Raw genomic sequence first — 14975 nt, forward strand, 5'->3', positions numbered from 1 at the left:
TTCTTATGGACGAGCTTGTTATCGATGGCGAAACGCGGATGCCCTGATCCCTAATGTTTCGATTTCTTCTCCGGCAGGCTTTTGCGCTTCGTCTCGGCGAATTCCTCAAGTTGCTTCTCGCTCATCGATTCGTACATTCCCTTGGAAGCGCCCTTGAGTTCGCCCTTCTTCATCTCGCCGCGCTTGGCCGACAAAGCGGCGCCAGCGGCTTTCTGCTGGGCTTTCGAGGTGGCTGGCATGGCTGATTCTCCCTTCATTGCCTGAGAGAAAACGCGACAAGCCAGCCAATGTTCCGGATATCAGGCGACCGTCAGGCCAAAGCCCTGCATGAGCCGGCTGGTAGCGAAGTCCACCTTGCCGGAGGTGAAGACTGCAATGTCGGGCTCACCCACCGGCAGCGGTCCGTCGACCGGTGCAAGCAGCGACATGGCGCGGCGGGCGATCGCTTCGGCCGGGTCGATCCAGTCGACCGGCCAGGGTGCGGTCTTGCGCATGCGGTTGGCCAGGAACGGATAGTGCGTGCAGCCGAGCACGACGATGTCGGTGCGGGCGCCATCCTTCTCGACAAAGCATGGTGCGATCTCCTGACGCACGATCTCCTCATCGACGAACCCCTCGCGCATGTAAATCTCGGCCAGCGGGGCGAGCCGGTCCGAGCCGACGAGCCGCACATGGCATTTCTGCGCCCATTTGCCGATCAGGTCGCGCGTGTATTGACGCTTGACCGTGCCGGGCGTCGCCAGCACCGAGACCAGCCCGGAGCGCGTGCGCTCCGCCGCCGGCTTGATCGCCGGCACCGTGCCGACAAAGGGATGGCCCGGGAATTTCGCGCGCAGCGCATCGATCACCAGCGTCGACGCGGTGTTGCAGGGGATGACCGAAATCTCGGGCCGAAATTTTTCCAACAGCGCGCCGAACAGGCCAAGGATATGGGCGTTGAGGGCCGGTTCCTCCCAGGCGCCATAGGGAAACGCGGCGTCATCGGCGACATACACGAAGCGGCGATCGGGCATCAGCACGCGCGCTTCGCGCAGCACGGTGAGCCCGCCGATGCCCGAATCGAACATCAGGATCGGCCGCTCAGTCATTGTCGGAGCCCTTTCCGCCGAATGGCGTTATGTCGTCGTCCTTGACGGTGTCGGCAAGGCTATTGCCTTCCGCCTTGCGGGCACGTGCGGCGGCCGCGGGCAACCGCCTTGGATCGTCGCCCGGGGAACCATCGCCGCGCGGCATCGCCGGCGAAAACCGGTCGAGCGACGAGATGATGCCGCGCAGCACCTTGAGCTCCGGTTCGGCAAATCCGGGGCGCGTCAGTACGGCGCGCAGATTGTCGACCATCTTCGGCTTCTTCGGGGCCGGCCGGAAATAGCCGCGCGCTTCCAAGGCACCTTCGAGATAGGCGAACAGCCCGTGCAGTTCTTCCTTGCTTGCCGGCTTCATATCCGGGCCGGAAAAATTGGTCTTGGTCTCGTCCTCGAGGCCGGACTTCATCCATTCGTAGGACATCAGCAGCGCGGCCTGGGCGATGTTGAGCGAGGAGAAATCGGGATCGACCGGAAAGGTGACGATCTCGTCGGCTAGGCCAACCTCGTCATTGTAGAGGCCGAAGCGCTCGCGTCCGAACAGGATGCCGGTGCGCTGCCCCATTGCGTGACGGGCCCGAAGCATCCTGCCCGCTTCCACCGGACCCCGCACGGATTTGAAGCCGTCTCGCTGCCTGGCCGTGGTGGCAAAAACGAAGTTCAAATCGGCGAGCGCCGAGGCCAGATCGTCGAAGACGGTGACTGCGTCTATGACATGATCGGCGCGGCTGGCCGCCGCGCGTGCCTTCTCGCTCGGCCAGCCGTCACGCGGGTTAACTAGGCGCAGCTCGATCAAGCCGAAATTGGCCATGGCGCGAGCGACCATGCCGATGTTCTCGCCGAGCTGCGGCTCGACGAGGATGATCGCCGGGCCGGTGGTCACGAGGCCGCGCTGAAAGTCCGTTCCTGCCATGTGTTCCAGATGATTGCGCTACGAAGTCTCCGCGTCCTGCCATATCGATACGGCTTTTTGAAGAGCGGTCGGTCGCCCGACTGAGAAATTGCTGTAGCGCGTACCTGCCGCTTCCCTTGGTTGCGTTAAGAAATCCGATGGTCGCACTCTTGATGCACTCGACCGTCGGGCTCGCGAAAGTCGCCACACGTGTCTGGGCAAGCCAGTCGTCGCACGGCGTATGAAAAAATGACGAGACTGGCTCCTCGGTGTTTATAACGGAATAAATCCGATCTCATTTACTGCCTTGTCCCACCAACCCGCATCCCAAATCGCCGACAGATGTACCGTCTCATGCTCGCTGCCGGCATCGACGATGTTTTGCATTCTTAGAAATCATCTACGATCAGGGTGCATATTTGTTTACGATGACGCAGCGCGTCACTGGAAAATTAGATTAGAACACTATAATATCCGACCCGCTTGGGGTTCAATGTGTATCGACGAATGGTATTTGGAAGGCGGAGTGCGCCTTGCATACTCCCGTCATTTTATCTGCGCCCCAGCATTTCGACACGGGTTTCAGCGGCCGACGAGGGCGTTGGCCATAATCTAGGAGGGGCAAATGAAATTGGTACGGTTTTTCCTTTCACTCGCTGTGTTGTTTGTGGCGTCAGTTTTCCTGATCGCGCCAGCTTCCGCGCAGGCGACACGGACGTGGGTTTCCGGTGTTGGTGACGACGCCAATCCTTGCAGCAGAACGGCGCCTTGCAAGACCTTTGCCGGTGCTATCTCGAAGACGGCGACGAGCGGCGAGATCAATTGTCTCGACCCGGGCGGCTTCGGCACGGTCACCATCACCAAATCCATCACCATCGACTGCAAGACGACTGAAGGTGGTGTGCTCTCCTCCCTTGTAAACGGCGTCGTCGTCAACACGCCTGCCGGCTCCGTGGTGCATCTTCGCGGCCTTGATATAGACGGCGCAGGCAACGGCTTGGACGGAGTGCGTATGATTGGCCAAGGCCAACTGCATATTGAGGATTCCAACATAGAGAGGGTAACCAGCAACGGCGTCGAATTTCTCGCCAACGGGAACAGCGAACTCTACATAAGCAACACTCGGATAGCCGAGGCAGGCGCTGAAGGTGTTCTCATCAAAACGTCTGGGGCCATTGGAATTAATGCCATCCTTTCGAAGGTGGAAATTACCAACAGCGGCAGCGGCATTCTTGTCGACGGCACCGGCAACACCCTTGCCATGAACATGACGCTGACCAACAGCCTGGTCAGCGGCAACACCGGCAACGGGGTGACGGTCAAATCCGTCGCCGCGGCATCGTCGGTGCGTGCGACGATTGTCGGCACCACAATCAGCGCCAATGCCGGCGTCGGCGTCAACGCGAACGGTGCCGCGGCCAGCGGCAGCGGAAGCGCCATCGCCTTTCTCGGCGGATCGGCGGTGTTCGGCAATGTCACCGGGGTCAGCAACACCGGTAGCGGCGCTGTCCAGTCGTTCAAGAACAACATGATCTCCGGCAACATAACCGACGGCACGCCGATCACGGCATTCCCGGGCCCGGGCGGGACACCGTTGCAATAAGCCCTGTCGTCTCCGCAGCAGCACGAAACAAAGGCGATGCCGGCTGCCTCTCAAGAGGTGGTGCCGGCATCGCTTTTTTTTCCCGCTTGCTACAGCAGCAGCCTGTGTCTTCGGCTGCCCCGTTTGCACCGCTCGGATCGCTTTGCTATAGGCGAGGTCCCTGTCCCGGCGGGGCCGACCGCAATCAATCAACATTCGAACGAGGCATTTTTTCCATGGCGAAGATCAAGGTGGCGAACCCGGTCGTCGAGCTCGACGGCGACGAGATGACCCGCATCATCTGGCAGTTCATCAAGGACAAGCTGATCCACCCTTATCTCGACCTCAACCTCGAATATTATGACCTCGGCGTCGAGCATCGCGACGCGACCAACGACCAGGTGACTATCGATTCGGCCAACGCCATCAAGAAATACGGCGTCGGCGTGAAGTGCGCGACCATCACCCCCGACGAGCAGCGCGTCGAGGAATTCAAGCTGAAGAAGATGTGGAAGTCGCCGAACGGCACCATCCGCAACATCCTCGGCGGCACGATCTTCCGCGAGCCGATCATCATGAAGAACGTGCCGCGCCTGGTCCCCGGCTGGACCAAGCCGATCATCGTCGGCCGCCACGCCTTCGGCGACCAGTACCGCGCCACCGATTTCCGCTTTCCCGGCAAGGGCAAGCTGACGATCAAGTTCGTCGGCGAGGACGGCAACGTGATCGAGCACGATGTCTACGACGCGCCCGGCGCCGGCGTCGCCATGGCGATGTACAATCTCGACGACTCGATCCGCGAATTCGCCCGCGCCTCGCTGAACTACGGCCTGCTGCGCAACTATCCGGTCTTTCTGTCGACCAAGAACACCATCCTCAAGGCCTATGACGGCCGCTTCAAGGACATTTTCCAGGAAGTCTACGAGGCCGAATTCGAAGCCGAGTTCAAGTCGAAGAAGCTGTGGTACGAGCACCGGCTGATCGACGACATGGTGGCTTCCAGCCTGAAATGGTCGGGCGGCTATGTCTGGGCCTGCAAGAACTATGACGGTGACGTCCAGTCCGACACGGTGGCGCAGGGTTTTGGATCGCTTGGCCTGATGACTTCGGTGCTGATGACGCCAGACGGCAAGACGGTGGAAGCCGAAGCCGCGCACGGCACCGTCACCCGCCACTATCGCCAGCACCAGAAGGGCGAGGAAACCTCGACCAATTCGATCGCCTCGATCTTCGCCTGGACGCGCGGGCTCGCCCACCGCGCCAAGCTCGACGACAATGCAGAGCTGAAACGCTTTGCCGAGACGCTGGAAAGGGTCTGCATCCAGACCGTCGAATCCGGCTTCATGACCAAGGACTTGTCGCTGCTGATCGGCCCCGACCAGCCCTGGCTTTCGACCACCGGCTTCCTCGACAAGATCGACGAGAACCTGCAGAAGGCGATGGCCTGACCTCTCGAGGTTCGGGAGGGCCAGCATGGGCAAGCCCATCGTCTACGGGGCGAATTACAGCGTCTATGTGCGCATTGTCCGCCTCGTGCTCACGGAAAAAGGCATCGACTACGAGCTTGTGCCGGTCGATGTCTTTGCCGTCGAGGGTATTCCCGCCTGGTATTTCGAGCACCACCCGTTCGCCCGCATCCCGGCTTTCGAGCATGATGGGTTTCGGCTGTTCGAGACGAGCGCTATTGCCAGATATATCGACGAGGCGTTTGACGGGCCGAGCCTTCAGCCGGCGGGACTCCGCGTCCGCGCAACGATGAACCAGATCCTCGGCATGCTCGACGCTTATGCGTACAGATCCATGGTCTGGGAGGTCGCCGTCGAGCGGCTGGAGAAAGTAGCCCCCGACGAGGCGCTGATCGCTAGCGGGATTTCGCAGGCAAGCAAGGCGCTTCAGACGCTTTCCTCGCTGAACGCGCCAGGGCCGTGGCTGCTGGGCGACCAGCTGACCCTGGCCGATCTGCATGCGGCGCCGATCATCGGTTATTTCGTCAAGGTCGCCGAAGGGCAAAGCCTGCTCGCTGAATTTCCGACGATCCAAGCTTGGTGGGAGCGGATTTCAGCGCGGGCGAGCTTTGCCAGAACCGAAAAGACCGAGTGATCTGCGGTTTCGCCGTACTTATGTGGCGCTAGTGCCGTCCCTCACTGCCCTGCCGGGCATTTCTCCCCGTAAACGGAGAAAGTGGCTGGCCGCGATCTCTGCGGCTACCCTTCAACACTGGCAATTAGCGAAATCGTGCGCGAAAGCGCCCTTCTCTCCGTTCACGGCAGGGCTATCGCATATGGATTCTTGCGAAGAAGAACCCCACCCTAACCCTCCCCACAAGGGGGAGGGAACGCTGCCGCGTGCCTTTAATTCTTCTTGGCGCCGAAAAGAAGGCGATTCTCCTGGGCCAGCACCAACGGAAGTCTCCCTCCCCCTTGTGGGGAGGGGTTAGGGGTGGGGGTCCGTGCCGGGCAGACATCGGAGGAATTCCAGATGCGATAGCCCTGCCGTTCACGGGGAGAAGATGGCGGCAACCAGATGAGGGGCAGCACTACCCAGCAAAGATAGGGCTCCCCGCCGTGACGGCCGTTAGTCAGGCGGCTTCGAGTGCAGCCTTTACCGCGGCGATCGCATCATTGGCCCTGGACGCATCTGGACCACCGGCCTGGGCCATGTCTGGCCGCCCGCCGCCGCCCTGCCCGCCCAATGCGGCGGAGGCCACGCGCACCAGATCGACGGCGCTGAAACGGCCGACGAGATCGTCGGTGACAGCGACCACAACGCTCGCCTTGTTGTCCTCACCGGCACCTACGAAGACGACGACGCCCGAACCCAGCGAGATCTTGCCGGCGTCAGCCAGCGGCTTCAAATCTTTTGGCGAGACGCCGGAGACCGCCTTGCCGAGGAAGCCGACACCCGCCACCGTTTCGTTCTCGGCTGGCGCACCCGGCCCTGCACCGCCGCCCAGCGCCAGCTTCTTGCGCGCTTCGGTCAGCTCCTTTTCGAGCTTCTTGCGCTCGTCGAGCAGCGCCTCGACACGTGCCGGCACGTCGGCCGGCGAAATCTTCAGCGTCGCCGCAACCGATTTCAGACGCCGGTCCTGCTCATCGAGATGTTTTCGCGCCGCCTCGCCGGTCAGCGCCTCGATGCGGCGCACGCCGGCGGCGACCGCGCTGTCCGACACGACACGCACCAGACCGATATCGCCGGTCGCCCTGACATGCGTGCCGCCGCAGAGCTCGACCGAATAGGGCCGGTTGGCCTTGGCGCCATGCATGCCGGTGCCCATCGAAACAACGCGCACTTCGTCACCATACTTCTCGCCAAACAGCGCCATGGCGCCTTCGGCGATGGCATCGTCGACCGACATCAGGCGCGTGTTCACCGGGCCGTTCTGCACCACGATCTCGTTGGCCATGCGCTCGACCTCTTCGAGATCCTCCGGTGAAATCGGCTTGTTGTGCGAGATGTCGAAGCGCAGACGCTCCGGTGCGACAAGCGAGCCCTTCTGCGCGACATGGCTGCCCAGCACCTCACGCAGCGCCTCATGGATCAGATGCGTCGCGGAATGGTTGGCGCGCAGCCGGGAGCGCCTACTATGGTCGACCTTCAACTCGACTGCGGCGCCCGTCTTGACGGTGCCGCTGGCCACCTTGCCGATGTGCACGAACAAGCCATCAGCCTTTTTCTGCGTATCGGAGACCTCGATCGAGAACCCTTCGCCTGAAATGATACCGGTGTCGCCCATCTGGCCGCCGGACTCTGCATAGAACGGCGTCTGGTTGACGACGACCGCCACCGCATCGCCTCTGCCGGCGCTGTCGACGGTCTTGCCGTCCCGGACAAGCGCCTGGATGATGCCTTCTGCCTGCTCGGTCTCGTAGCCCAGGAACTCGGTGGCGCCCGCCTTCTCGCGCACCGAAAACCAGATGGTCTCGGTGGCCGCATCGCCGGAGCCAGCCCAATGCTTGCGCGCCTCGGCCTTCTGCTGCTCCATGGCATTGGTGAAGCCTGCAAGATCGACCGAAATGCTGCGCTGGCGCAGCGCGTCCTGCGTCAGATCGAGCGGGAAGCCGTAGGTGTCGTAGAGCTTGAAGGCCGTCTCGCCGTCCAGCATGTCGCCGGCACGCAGCGTTTCCGTCGCCTCCGACAGCAGTCCGAGGCCGCGCACCAGCGTCTTGCGGAACCTGGTCTCCTCGAGCTTCAGCGTCTCGGTGATCAACTGTTCGCCGCGCACCAGTTCCGGATAGGCCTGGCCCATCTCACGCACCAGCGCCGGCACCAGGCGCCACATCAGGGGATCGCGGGCACCGAGCAGCTGCGCATGACGCATCGCGCGGCGCATGATGCGGCGCAGGACATAGCCGCGGCCTTCGTTCGACGGCAGCACGCCATCGGCTACCAGGAAAGCGGACGAGCGCAAATGATCGGCAATGACGCGAAAGGACGCGACCGTCTCCTTGTCGGGCCCCTGTCCAAGCGCGGACGACGCCGCCTCGATCAGATGACGGAACAGATCGGTCTCGAAGACGCTTTCCACCCCTTGCAGGACGGAGGCCATGCGCTCCAGGCCCATGCCGGTGTCGATCGACGGACGCGGCAGATCGATGCGCTCCTCCTTCGTCACCTGTTCATACTGCATGAACACCAGGTTCCAGAATTCGAGGAAACGGTCGCCGTCCTCTTCCGGGCTGCCGGGAGGTCCGCCCCAGATGTGTTCACCGCGGTCGATGAATATCTCCGAGCACGGCCCGCAAGGTCCGGTGTCGCCCATCGCCCAGAAATTGTCCGAGGTCGCGATGCGGATGATGCGGTCATCGGAAAACCCGGCGATCTTCTTCCAGAAGCCGGCCGCCTCGTCATCCGTGTGATAGACGGTGACCAGCAGCTTGTCCTTGTCCAGGCCGAATTCCTTGGTGATCAGGTTCCAGGCTAGTTCGATGGCGCGCTCCTTGAAGTAGTCGCCAAAGGAGAAATTGCCGAGCATCTCGAAGAAGGTCAGATGGCGCGCGGTATAGCCGACATTGTCGAGGTCGTTGTGCTTGCCGCCGGCGCGAACGCTCTTCTGGGCGGTCGAGGCGCGCGAATAGGGCCGCTTCTCCAACCCGGTGAAGACGTTCTTGAACTGCACCATGCCGGCGTTGGTGAACATCAGCGTCGGATCGTTGCGCGGCACCAGTGGGCTCGACGCGACGATCTCGTGACCTTCCTTGCGAAAGTAGTCGAGAAATGTCGACCGGATTTCGTTCACGCCACTCATGAATGCTGCCTTTTCGAGAGAGCCGCCGGCAAACCGGCGGAAATGGTCTCTGCGTTTCCAGAGATAGAGTTGGCCTTTTAGCCGCCGCGCTTCACCCTGTCCAGAAACACGGAATTGGTCCATTCCACGACCTTTGCCGGCTGTCCGAGCCAGGCCCCGTTTCCCTGCCAAGACGCAAAAAACCGCCGGCGCTACGCCGGCGGTTCGAAACGCAATTAACACGGAACTCGATTACATAAGCCTGAGATAATAGAGCGAGATTATGGCCGAACTCCGGCCATCGCGCGAGGCTCTCACATCGCGCCCGATTCCTCCTCGAAACCGTCGTCGCTACCTTCGGAGCCGCCATTCTCAAGGAATTTCTCGGCGATCAGCCCGGCATTTTGCCTGAGCGCGAGTTCGATCTCGCGCGCGGTGTCGGGGTTGTCGCGCAGGAACAGCTTGGCGTTTTCGCGGCCCTGGCCGAGACGCTGCGAATTGTAGGAGAACCAGGCGCCCGACTTCTCGACCACGCCGGCCTTGACGCCGAGATCGACCAGTTCGCCGGTCTTGGACACGCCTTCACCATACATGATGTCGAACTCGACCACCTTGAAGGGCGGCGCCAGCTTGTTCTTGACCACCTTGACGCGGGTCTGGTTGCCGACGACCTCGTCGCGGTCCTTGACCGAGCCGATGCGGCGGATGTCGAGGCGCACCGAGGCGTAGAATTTCAGCGCGTTGCCGCCTGTGGTGGTTTCGGGCGAACCGAACATGACGCCAATCTTCATGCGGATCTGGTTGATGAAGATGACCATGGTGTTGGAACGCGAGATCGAGGCGGTCAGCTTGCGCAGCGCCTGGCTCATCAGGCGAGCTTGCAGGCCGGGCAGCGAATCGCCCATCTCGCCTTCGATTTCGGCGCGTGGCGTCAGCGCAGCGACCGAATCGACCACCAGCACGTCGATGGCGCCGGAGCGCACCAGCGTGTCGCAGATTTCCAGCGCCTGCTCACCGGTATCGGGCTGCGAGATCAGGAGGTTTTCCAGATCGACGCCAAGCTTGCGGGCATAGACCGGATCGAGCGCGTGTTCGGCATCGACGAAGGCGCAGATGCCGCCCTTCTTCTGGGCTTCGGCCACCGTGTGCAGGGCCAGCGTCGTCTTGCCCGAGCTTTCCGGCCCGTAGATCTCGACGATGCGGCCGCGCGGCAGGCCACCGACGCCAAGCGCGATGTCGAGGCCAAGCGAGCCGGTCGGCACCGTTTCGATCTCGACGACCTGCTCGTTCGCGCCGAGCCGCATGATCGAGCCCTTGCCGAAAGCCCGCTCGATTTGCGACAGCGCCGCATCCAGAGCCTTTGATTTGTCCACCGCTTTGTCCTCTACCAGCCGCAAAGAATTCTGAGCCATGATACATCACCCCTTGGTCGTCAATGAAGGCCGGACAATCCGTAATCCCTGCCCCAATTTGTACCTTTTTTGTTCTCGTTTGGCAAGAGGGGTCAAATATCTGAAAAACAATAAATATCCAGATCTGTTCTTTTTTTGTCTCACGATTTGGCTTCACGATGTCTAACGCATTGGGCCAGGCGGCTCGATTGTTTCGATCCGCCGAATCGCTACCTTCGCGTTGCGAAACTCGGTCACGCAGCCTAGCGCTTGTGCGACTGGAATAACAAAGGTCATATCGCCTGCATGCTGAAATCCGCGAGAATACTGGCCGTAGGTGGCGCCCATATCGACCGGCGCGGCCAAGTGTCGGGCCCGTACGTGCCGGCCGCCTCCAATCCGGGCACGATGCGCGAGGATGTCGGCGGCGGCGTTTTCAACGCGCTGCGCAGCGCGGTTCGCCGTGGCGTCTCCGCATCGCTGCTGTCGGTGCGCGGCGGCGATGCCGCTGCCGATACCGTTTCACGGGCCATCGCCGCGGCAGGCATTGCCGACCTGTCCGCGGTGTTCCTCGACCGCACGACGCCCAGCTATACGGCGCTCATCGACAGCGAGGGCGAATTGATCGTCGGCTTTGCCGACATGGCGCTCTATGACCTGGCCTTTCCCAAGCAGATCAGGCGCTCCAGGGTCCGCGAGGTGGTCGCGGCGGCCGATGCCATCTTCTGCGACGCCAACTTGCCGACGGCGGCACTGGAGCGGCTGGTTTCGCTTGCCGCCGGCAAGCCCGTCTTCGCGATTGCCATTTCGCCGGCCAAGATCGTGCGTTTGAAGCCGGTGCTTGGCAATCTGGCCGTCGTCTTCATGAACCGGCGCGAGGCGATCGCGCTGGCAAACCTGGACGCGGCGGCTTCCCCGCAAGACATCGTCGCCGGGCTGAAACGCGCGGGGCTCAAGAGCGGCGTGGTGACGGCGGGCGGCAGTGCCATGTTGGGCTTCGAAGAAGCCGGCGCCTTCTCGATCCTGCCGCCGCCGCCAAGAAAGGTCGCCGACGTCACCGGCGCCGGCGATGCGCTGGCCGGCGCAACGGTCGCTGCCTTGCTGCACGGCCTGCCGCTGCGGGTGGCCCTGCGCGAGGGCATTGCCGCGGCAACACTGGCCATCGAAAGCGCCGACGCCGTTCCCGATTTCACCGCGGCGACCTTCGCGGAAGCGTTGGCTCTTGTGCCGGATGCGCAGGAAGTGGCATGAGACCGGCAAATTCACAGTGCCGGAATCTTTTCGCACGCCCCATGAGGATGCGCTTCATTCCGGGTTGGAGATCCAGATGACCCCAGAGACCGCCCGCCCCTTCATCGATATCCACGCGCCGGTGGCGCAAGCCCTGGCCGCCGGCCGGCCGGTGGTGGCGCTGGAAAGCACCATCATCACCCATGGCATGCCCTACCCCGACAATGGCGCCATGGCGGCGGATGTCGAAAAGATCATCATCGATGGCGGCGCGGTGCCGGCGACGATCGCCGTGGTCGGCGGCCGCATCAAGATCGGGCTGTCGGACGGCGAGCGTGAGTCCCTTGCCATGACAGGCGACGCCATGAAGCTGTCGCGCGCCGACCTCGGTTTTGCCGTGGCGCAAGGGCGCACAGGCGGCACCACGGTCGCCGCCACCATGATCGCTGCGCATATGGTCGGCATAAAGGTGTTCGCCACCGGCGGCATCGGCGGCGTGCACAAGGGTGCGGAAAAGAGCTTTGATATTTCCGCCGACCTCGACGAACTGGCACGCACGCCGGTCATCGTCGTGTCGGCCGGCGCCAAGGCCATCCTCGATATCGAAAAGACGTTGGAAGTGCTGGAAACGCGCGGCGTGCCGGTGATCGGCCATGGCTGCGAGACGATGCCGGCCTTCTGGTCGCGGCATTCGCCGTTCCGCGCGCCGCTGACCCTGCACAAGCCGGAAGAGATCGCGCATTTCTACCAGACTCGGGCCTCGCTGGGGCTCACCGGCGGTATGCTGATCGCCAATCCGGTGCCCGAGAACCATGAAATCCCGGCCGAAGAGATGGCCGGCTACATCGAAGCCGCGCAGAAGGCGGCCGAGGCGCTCAACGTCACCGGCAAGGCGGTGACGCCGTTCCTGCTGTCGAAAATCCTCGAACTGACCGGCGGCAGGAGCCTGAAGACCAACATCGCGCTGGTGGAGAACAATGCGCGGCTTGCGGCAAGGATTGCGAAGGCGCTGTAGCCGCCAATGTCGGCGGGACAGCACCCCCCTCTGTCCTGCCGGACATCTCCCCCGCAAGGAGGGAGATCGAATGTCATCAAACCCTCCGCCAATCTTCAACGTTGAAAAAAGCAGGCAGACGCTGAAACTGCCAATCTCCCTCCTTGCGGGGGAGATGGCCGGCAGGCCAGAGGGGGGTACTGTCCCGCCGACGTTCCCAATTATTGCCCGTCACTTCGCCGCCCTTCGTCCCGCCTCATACGCTCGCCTTGCCCAGACCGTCATCTCGTCGGGATCATCGAAGGCGCTGTCGGGAACGCTCCAGTACGGCATGGAGACCTGCTTGCCGTGGCGGGAGCCGGTATAGGTCCATTGCGTGCAGCCGGCGGCCTCGAACTCGGGCGCGCTCTGGTCGTCTGCCTTCAGCATCAATTCGCCGCGCAGCACGATGGCAACGATGACGCCGTCGAAATAGATGCCCTTGCCGCCGAACAGCTTTCGGATGCTGACCGGGCCGAGGCCCTCGAACAGTTCGGCGATGCGTTCATTGTCCATGCCGCGATCATGTCACCGGCATTTGACCTTGTCATCGCCGCAACCAAAATCATGCTGACAGGTTGAGAGCCATCCGTGGGAGTTTTGCCATGCCGCTTTTGCTCAAAGGGTCCTGCCGCTGCAATGCCGTCCGCTTCGAGGTGGAGAGCCACACGCCGGCGCCATTCATGCTGTGCTACTGTTCGATCTGCCGCAAGCAGCAGGGCGGCGGCGGTTTTGCCATCAATCTCGGCGCCGACTACGAAACGTTGAATGTCAGGGGCAAGAGAAGCCTCGGCGTCTACCAGGCCGAGATCGAAGACGACGAGCACCCGCGGTGCGAGATATCGACCGGCGAACGCAATTTCTGCAAGAAGTGCGGGTCGGCGCTGTGGCTCTACGATCCGACTTGGCCGGAACTGGTGCATCCCTTTGCCTCGGCTGTCGACAGCGACCTGCCCATTCCACCGAGCCGAGTGCATCTGATGCTGAAATACAAGGCGAACTGGGTCGAGCCCGATATCGGCAAGGGCGACAAGGCGTTCGACGTCTATCCCGAGGAATCGATCGCCGACTGGCACAAACGGACGGGAATGTGGGTGGATTAGTTGCTCCCGGCTTTGGACCGGTGCGTGAGAGCGAGCCAGCGCTCAATTTGGGTCACATCCACCCCACCGCGTTGGACCGCAACCAAGGGATGGTCTGCGTCATGCAGAAACACCTTCGGCCGCTGATTACCGGGCTGAAACACAACATCGGCATGCAGGAGCAACGAACCTGGATACTCTGGGATGTCGTGCATCAGATACCCAAAACAGAGCTCTTCCTCGTATTGGCCTCTGTCATACCCATCTCGGTACAAATTCCAGCTTCTTTCCGAGACCGACATCCAGACCCCGAAACAGAACTCGTTGGATAGCTGGGGCACCGGCAGAGGTAGCAGGCAACGAATGTACCGATCCGTCTTGCCCGAGGCGTGGCGTACTTCGCAGAAATCGTCATTTTTTCGGAAGGTCGATTGACCGCCTTCTTCGAGTGCGTCCCGATTGACGGGCGCATCGAATGCCATATCCGTTGGAAGACCGGTAAATTCTTCACCGCAACAGGCACACCGCCAGCGATACGCCTCGGCGCTCATCGCCAGACGCTAAGCGGCGGTTGCCGCGCGTGCCTCTGCCAGCGCCTTGAGGTCCGCCGGCTTCAACTCGACGGATTCGCCGCAGCCGCAGGCCGAGCTCTGGTTCGGGTTGTGGAAGGTGAAGCCGGTGCGCAGCGTCGTCTGCTCGAAATCCATCTCGGTGCCGAACAGGAAAAGCGCGGCCTCGGGCGCCACATAGACATGGGCGCCGTCGCGCTCGATATGGTCGTCCTTGGTGTTGGGCTCTGTCACCAGGTCGACCGTGTATTCCATGCCCGCGCAGCCGCCCTTCTTGATGCCGAGGCGGATGCCATGCGCGTTGTCGCGGGTGGCGACGATCTCGCGCACCCGGTCGGCGGCCTTTTCGGTCATCGTGATGACGGCGAAGCGTCCCATTCTTTTTCCTTCCATTCCATGCAGGTTCAAGCCCTGCCGAATGATTCTTCACCTAAAATGGTGAAGTTTTATCACTGGCGCAAGTGTGCCGGGCTCGACGCTAGTACCAACCCACCGCCACCTGCGCCTCTTCCGACATGCGATCGGGCGACCAGGGCGGATCGAAGGTCATGTTGACTTCAACACCGGAAACGCCTTCGACGGCGCCGACGGCGTTTTCCACCCAGCCGGGCATTTCGCCGGCGACTGGGCAGCCCGGTGCGGTCAGCGTCATGTCGATCTTGACCGCGCGATTGTCCTCGATGTCGATCTTGTAGACGAGGCCAAGCTCGTAGATATCGGCTGGGATTTCCGGGTCGTAGACGGTCTTCAGCGCCGAGACGATGTCGTCGGTCAGCCGCGCCAATTCGTCGGCGGGAATCGCCGAGGCGGAAACCAGCGGGTTGATGGCCGCTTCCGGTGCGGTCTCGGTGGTGTGGCTCACATCATCCATGGTCGTCACCCAAACAAAT

At 62.1% G+C, this 14975-nt stretch carries 15 protein-coding genes; 6 read left to right on the plus strand and 9 right to left on the minus strand.

What is annotated here, in order from left to right:
* Positions 1 to 50: 50 nt before the first annotated feature.
* The 3 genes from NKJ90_RS04520 to NKJ90_RS04530 are packed head-to-tail and all read right to left on the minus strand — an operon-like array spanning position 51 to position 1995.
* The gene (locus NKJ90_RS04520; protein WP_023759541.1) at positions 51 to 239 is read right to left on the minus strand and encodes a DUF3008 family protein; all 189 of its coding nucleotides are present in this window, start codon (positions 237 to 239) and stop codon (positions 51 to 53) included.
* Positions 240 to 299: 60 nt separating this feature from the next.
* The gene (gene murI, locus NKJ90_RS04525) at positions 300 to 1088 is read right to left on the minus strand and encodes a glutamate racemase (RefSeq protein ID WP_023759542.1); all 789 of its coding nucleotides are present in this window, start codon (positions 1086 to 1088) and stop codon (positions 300 to 302) included.
* Positions 1081 to 1995: an RNA methyltransferase gene (locus tag NKJ90_RS04530; RefSeq protein ID WP_023759543.1), complete on the minus strand. Its 915-nt coding sequence runs from the start codon at positions 1993 to 1995 to the stop codon at positions 1081 to 1083. The genes murI and NKJ90_RS04530 overlap by 8 nt, the downstream gene beginning before the upstream one ends.
* 604 nt (positions 1996 to 2599) lie before the next feature.
* On the opposite strand from NKJ90_RS04530, the gene NKJ90_RS04535 reads away from it, so the two are divergent.
* The 3 genes from NKJ90_RS04535 to NKJ90_RS04545 all read left to right on the plus strand — a co-directional run bounded on the left by NKJ90_RS04535 (position 2600) and on the right by NKJ90_RS04545 (position 5656).
* Complete coding sequence (locus tag NKJ90_RS04535) at positions 2600 to 3577, plus strand: right-handed parallel beta-helix repeat-containing protein (protein WP_023759545.1); 978 nt, start codon at positions 2600 to 2602, stop codon at positions 3575 to 3577.
* A 215-nt stretch (positions 3578 to 3792) separates the two neighbouring features.
* The gene (locus tag NKJ90_RS04540; protein WP_023759546.1) at positions 3793 to 5004 is read left to right on the plus strand and encodes an NADP-dependent isocitrate dehydrogenase; all 1212 of its coding nucleotides are present in this window, start codon (positions 3793 to 3795) and stop codon (positions 5002 to 5004) included.
* 25 nt (positions 5005 to 5029) lie between these two features.
* Positions 5030 to 5656 (plus strand): glutathione S-transferase family protein, encoded by a 627-nt coding sequence (locus NKJ90_RS04545; protein ID WP_352485720.1) that lies wholly within the window; start codon positions 5030 to 5032, stop codon positions 5654 to 5656.
* Positions 5657 to 6134: 478 nt separating this feature from the next.
* On the opposite strand, the gene alaS is transcribed toward NKJ90_RS04545, so the two are convergent.
* Positions 6135 to 8801, minus strand: a complete 2667-nt coding sequence (gene alaS, locus NKJ90_RS04550) for an alanine--tRNA ligase (protein WP_023759786.1) — start codon at positions 8799 to 8801, stop codon at positions 6135 to 6137.
* A 293-nt stretch (positions 8802 to 9094) separates the two neighbouring features.
* Positions 9095 to 10192: a recombinase RecA gene (gene recA / locus NKJ90_RS04555; protein WP_023759787.1), complete on the minus strand. Its 1098-nt coding sequence runs from the start codon at positions 10190 to 10192 to the stop codon at positions 9095 to 9097.
* Between the two features lie 285 nt (positions 10193 to 10477).
* Here recA and NKJ90_RS04560 point away from each other — a divergent pair, with 285 nt between their 5' ends.
* Positions 10478 to 11422: a carbohydrate kinase family protein gene (locus tag NKJ90_RS04560; RefSeq protein ID WP_023759788.1), complete on the plus strand. Its 945-nt coding sequence runs from the start codon at positions 10478 to 10480 to the stop codon at positions 11420 to 11422.
* Between the two features lie 76 nt (positions 11423 to 11498).
* A complete protein-coding gene (locus NKJ90_RS04565) occupies positions 11499 to 12416 on the plus strand; it encodes a pseudouridine-5'-phosphate glycosidase (protein WP_023759789.1) in 918 nt (305 codons plus the stop codon).
* A gap of 210 nt (positions 12417 to 12626) precedes the next feature.
* Here the strand turns inward: NKJ90_RS04565 and NKJ90_RS04570 are convergent, their stop codons facing one another.
* A complete protein-coding gene (locus tag NKJ90_RS04570; RefSeq protein ID WP_023759790.1) occupies positions 12627 to 12950 on the minus strand; it encodes a TfoX/Sxy family protein in 324 nt (107 codons plus the stop codon).
* 89 nt (positions 12951 to 13039) lie between these two features.
* Between NKJ90_RS04570 and NKJ90_RS04575 the strand changes: the two genes are divergently transcribed.
* Positions 13040 to 13537 carry a GFA family protein gene (locus NKJ90_RS04575; protein ID WP_023759791.1) on the plus strand — a complete coding sequence of 166 codons (498 nt, stop codon included), beginning with the start codon at positions 13040 to 13042 and terminating at the stop codon, positions 13535 to 13537.
* Here NKJ90_RS04575 and NKJ90_RS04580 read toward each other — a convergent pair.
* The 3 genes from NKJ90_RS04580 to NKJ90_RS04590 all read right to left on the minus strand — a co-directional run bounded on the left by NKJ90_RS04580 (position 13534) and on the right by NKJ90_RS04590 (position 14956).
* Positions 13534 to 14067 carry a DUF2199 domain-containing protein gene (locus NKJ90_RS04580; protein ID WP_084025450.1) on the minus strand — a complete coding sequence of 178 codons (534 nt, stop codon included), beginning with the start codon at positions 14065 to 14067 and terminating at the stop codon, positions 13534 to 13536. The genes NKJ90_RS04575 and NKJ90_RS04580 overlap by 4 nt on opposite strands.
* Positions 14068 to 14076: 9 nt before the next feature.
* A complete protein-coding gene (gene sufA, locus NKJ90_RS04585) occupies positions 14077 to 14463 on the minus strand; it encodes a Fe-S cluster assembly scaffold SufA (protein WP_023759793.1) in 387 nt (128 codons plus the stop codon).
* Positions 14464 to 14563: 100 nt separating this feature from the next.
* The gene (locus tag NKJ90_RS04590) at positions 14564 to 14956 is read right to left on the minus strand and encodes an SUF system Fe-S cluster assembly protein (RefSeq protein ID WP_352485723.1); all 393 of its coding nucleotides are present in this window, start codon (positions 14954 to 14956) and stop codon (positions 14564 to 14566) included.
* Positions 14957 to 14975: the final 19 nt, after the last annotated feature.

Origin of the sequence: Mesorhizobium sp. M0051, from assembly GCF_040323235.1 — a bacterium.
In the GTDB taxonomy this organism is placed as follows: Bacteria; Pseudomonadota; Alphaproteobacteria; order Rhizobiales; family Rhizobiaceae; genus Mesorhizobium.

Coding starts and splice junctions, on each gene's coding strand:
- NKJ90_RS04520 (WP_023759541.1), bottom strand. CDS start 239: ATGCCAGCCACCTCGAAAGCCCAGCAGAAAGCCGCTGGCGCCGCTTTG.
- murI (WP_023759542.1), bottom strand. CDS start 1,088: ATGACTGAGCGGCCGATCCTGATGTTCGATTCGGGCATCGGCGGGCTC.
- NKJ90_RS04530 (WP_023759543.1), bottom strand. CDS start 1,995: ATGGCAGGAACGGACTTTCAGCGCGGCCTCGTGACCACCGGCCCGGCG.
- NKJ90_RS04535 (WP_023759545.1), top strand. CDS start 2,600: ATGAAATTGGTACGGTTTTTCCTTTCACTCGCTGTGTTGTTTGTGGCG.
- NKJ90_RS04540 (WP_023759546.1), top strand. CDS start 3,793: ATGGCGAAGATCAAGGTGGCGAACCCGGTCGTCGAGCTCGACGGCGAC.
- NKJ90_RS04545 (WP_352485720.1), top strand. CDS start 5,030: ATGGGCAAGCCCATCGTCTACGGGGCGAATTACAGCGTCTATGTGCGC.
- alaS (WP_023759786.1), bottom strand. CDS start 8,801: ATGAGTGGCGTGAACGAAATCCGGTCGACATTTCTCGACTACTTTCGC.
- recA (WP_023759787.1), bottom strand. CDS start 10,192: ATGGCTCAGAATTCTTTGCGGCTGGTAGAGGACAAAGCGGTGGACAAA.
- NKJ90_RS04560 (WP_023759788.1), top strand. CDS start 10,478: ATGCTGAAATCCGCGAGAATACTGGCCGTAGGTGGCGCCCATATCGAC.
- NKJ90_RS04565 (WP_023759789.1), top strand. CDS start 11,499: ATGACCCCAGAGACCGCCCGCCCCTTCATCGATATCCACGCGCCGGTG.
- NKJ90_RS04570 (WP_023759790.1), bottom strand. CDS start 12,950: ATGGACAATGAACGCATCGCCGAACTGTTCGAGGGCCTCGGCCCGGTC.
- NKJ90_RS04575 (WP_023759791.1), top strand. CDS start 13,040: ATGCCGCTTTTGCTCAAAGGGTCCTGCCGCTGCAATGCCGTCCGCTTC.
- NKJ90_RS04580 (WP_084025450.1), bottom strand. CDS start 14,067: ATGAGCGCCGAGGCGTATCGCTGGCGGTGTGCCTGTTGCGGTGAAGAA.
- sufA (WP_023759793.1), bottom strand. CDS start 14,463: ATGGGACGCTTCGCCGTCATCACGATGACCGAAAAGGCCGCCGACCGG.
- NKJ90_RS04590 (WP_352485723.1), bottom strand. CDS start 14,956: ATGGATGATGTGAGCCACACCACCGAGACCGCACCGGAAGCGGCCATC.